Origin of the sequence: Herbaspirillum sp. UBA812 (assembly GCF_002296545.1) — a bacterium.
Lineage (GTDB): Bacteria > Pseudomonadota > Gammaproteobacteria > Burkholderiales > Burkholderiaceae_D > Herbaspirillum > Herbaspirillum huttiense.
Map to the genome: position 1 here is coordinate 1 of NZ_DBIC01000196.1, position 2,601 is coordinate 2,601.

General features: G+C 50.2%; 2 tRNA genes and 2 rRNA genes (1 of these 4 only partly in view). All 4 read left to right on the forward strand.

The window, feature by feature from the left end:
• Positions 1-154: ribosomal RNA gene (locus B3873_RS13010) — 16S ribosomal RNA — on the forward strand; the annotation flags it as partial.
• Positions 155-272: 118 nt separating this feature from the next.
• Positions 273-349: transfer RNA gene (locus B3873_RS13015), tRNA-Ile, on the forward strand.
• Between the two features lie 7 nt (positions 350-356).
• Positions 357-432: transfer RNA gene (locus B3873_RS13020), tRNA-Ala, on the forward strand.
• 284 nt (positions 433-716) lie between these two features.
• Positions 717-2,601: ribosomal RNA gene (locus tag B3873_RS13025) — 23S ribosomal RNA — on the forward strand; it runs 1,306 nt beyond the window's last position.

The following is a 2,601-nucleotide window of genomic DNA, read 5'->3' on the forward strand; positions in this document are numbered from 1 at the left end:
CTTGTACACACCGCCCGTCACACCATGGGAGCGGGTTTTACCAGAAGTGGGTAGCCTAACCGCAAGGAGGGCGCTCACCACGGTAGGATTCGTGACTGGGGTGAAGTCGTAACAAGGTAGCCGTATCGGAAGGTGCGGCTGGATCACCTCCTTTCTAGAGTGCGCACGAAGTTAAGCGTCCACACTTATCGGCTGTAAATCAAGAACAGTTATTTGGTGAAGCACGGTCCGTGACACAAGGTCACTGACTGGCTACTGATACTGATCCAAGCGGGTCTGTAGCTCAGCTGGTTAGAGCACCGTGTTGATAACGCGGGGGTCGTTGGTTCGAGCCCAACCAGACCCACCAAAGTTTCGGGGGTTTAGCTCAGCTGGGAGAGCACCTGCTTTGCAAGCAGGGGGTCGTCGGTTCGATCCCGTCAACCTCCACCAAGAAATGTCAAACCTAAGTCAGCGTTATGCGTATGACGTAGTGATTTAGGTTTGATCTTTTACGATCAATGGCTGTTTTTGTTCTTTAACAATCTGGAAGAAGTAAAGATTCATTTAAACGATCGCCAGGACTTCGGTTCTTGCGAAAGTAAAAATGGGTGTGATTGTATCAATCAAAGTATTACGAAGTGATCTTAGCAATTAGAAGACTTACTTTGGAATACGGCAAACGCTAAAACTCAACGCTTCATATAACGCTCTTGCAAAAGAGGCTAACGTTATAGGAACAAGCGAATAAGTGCACATGGTGGATGCCTTGGCGATTACAGGCGATGAAGGACGTAGTAGCTTGCGATAAGCTGCGGGGAGCTGGCAAACAAGCTTTGATCCGCAGATTTCCGAATGGGGAAACCCGGCCGTAAGGTCATCGTTATCTGAATACATAGGGTAACGAAGCGAACGTGGCGAACTGAAACATCTAAGTAGCTACAGGAAAAGAAATCAACCGAGATTCCCAAAGTAGTGGCGAGCGAAATGGGATCAGCCTGCAAGATTTAGCATCAACGATAGCAAAACGGAATGGAAAGTCCGGCCATAGTGGGTGATAGCCCCGTATGCGAAATCGATGGTGTGGAACTAGGCTTGCGACAAGTAGGGCGGGACACGTGAAATCCTGTCTGAACATGGGGGGACCATCCTCCAAGGCTAAATACTCGTAATCGACCGATAGTGAACCAGTACCGTGAGGGAAAGGCGAAAAGAACCCCGGAAGGGGAGTGAAATAGATCCTGAAACCGTGTGCATACAAACAGTAGGAGCCCTGTAAGGGGTGACTGCGTACCTTTTGTATAATGGGTCAGCGACTTACATTCAGTGGCAAGCTTAACCGAATAGGGAAGGCGCAGAGAAATCGAGTCCGAATAGGGCGTTCAGTCGCTGGGTGTAGACCCGAAACCAAGTGATCTATCCATGGCCAGGTTGAAGGTGCGGTAACACGCACTGGAGGACCGAACCCACTAATGTTGAAAAATTAGGGGATGAGCTGTGGATAGGGGTGAAAGGCTAAACAAACTTGGAAATAGCTGGTTCTCTCCGAAAACTATTTAGGTAGTGCCTCAAGTATCACCATCGGGGGTAGAGCACTGTTATGGCTAGGGGGTCATCGCGACTTACCAAACCATTGCAAACTCCGAATACCGATGAGTGCGAGCTTGGGAGACAGACGCCGGGTGCTAACGTCCGACGTCAAGAGGGAAACAACCCAGACCGCCAGCTAAGGTCCCAAAGATTGGCTAAGTGGAAAACGAAGTGGGAAGGCTAAAACAGTCAGGAGGTTGGCTTAGAAGCAGCCATCCTTTAAAGAAAGCGTAATAGCTCACTGATCGAGTCGTCCTGCGCGGAAGATGTAACGGGGCTAAGCCAGTCACCGAAGCTGCGGATATCCGTAAGGATATGGTAGGAGAGCGTTCTGTAAGCCTGTGAAGGTGTCTTGTAAAGGATGCTGGAGGTATCAGAAGTGCGAATGCTGACATGAGTAGCGATAATGCGGGTGAAAAGCCCGCACGCCGTAAGCCCAAGGTTTCCTGTTCAACGTTCATCGGAGCAGGGTGAGTCGGCCCCTAAGGCGAGGCAGAGATGCGTAGCTGATGGGAAGCAGGTTAATATTCCTGCACCGTCGTTAGATGCGATGGGGGGACGGATCGCGGAAGGTTGTCCGACTGTTGGAATAGTCGGTTTTTGCATCGAAGAAGGCTGTTAGGCAAATCCGGCAGCGTAATTCAAGGGTGTGAGACGAGCGAACTTGTTCGCGAAGCAATCGGAAGTGGTTCCAAGAAAAGCCTCTAAGCTTCAGTCTAACGAGACCGTACCGCAAACCGACACAGGTGGGCGAGATGAGTATTCTAAGGCGCTTGAGAGAACTCGGGAGAAGGAACTCGGCAAATTGGTACCGTAACTTCGGGATAAGGTACGCCCAAGTAGTTTGACTGGCCTGCGCCAGAAGGACAAAAGGGTTGCAATAAAATGGTGGCTGCGACTGTTTAATAAAAACACAGCACTCTGCAAACACGAAAGTGGACGTATAGGGTGTGACGCCTGCCCGGTGCTGGAAGATTAAATGATGGGGTGCAAGCTCTTGATTGAAGTCCCAGTAAACGGCGGCCGTAACTA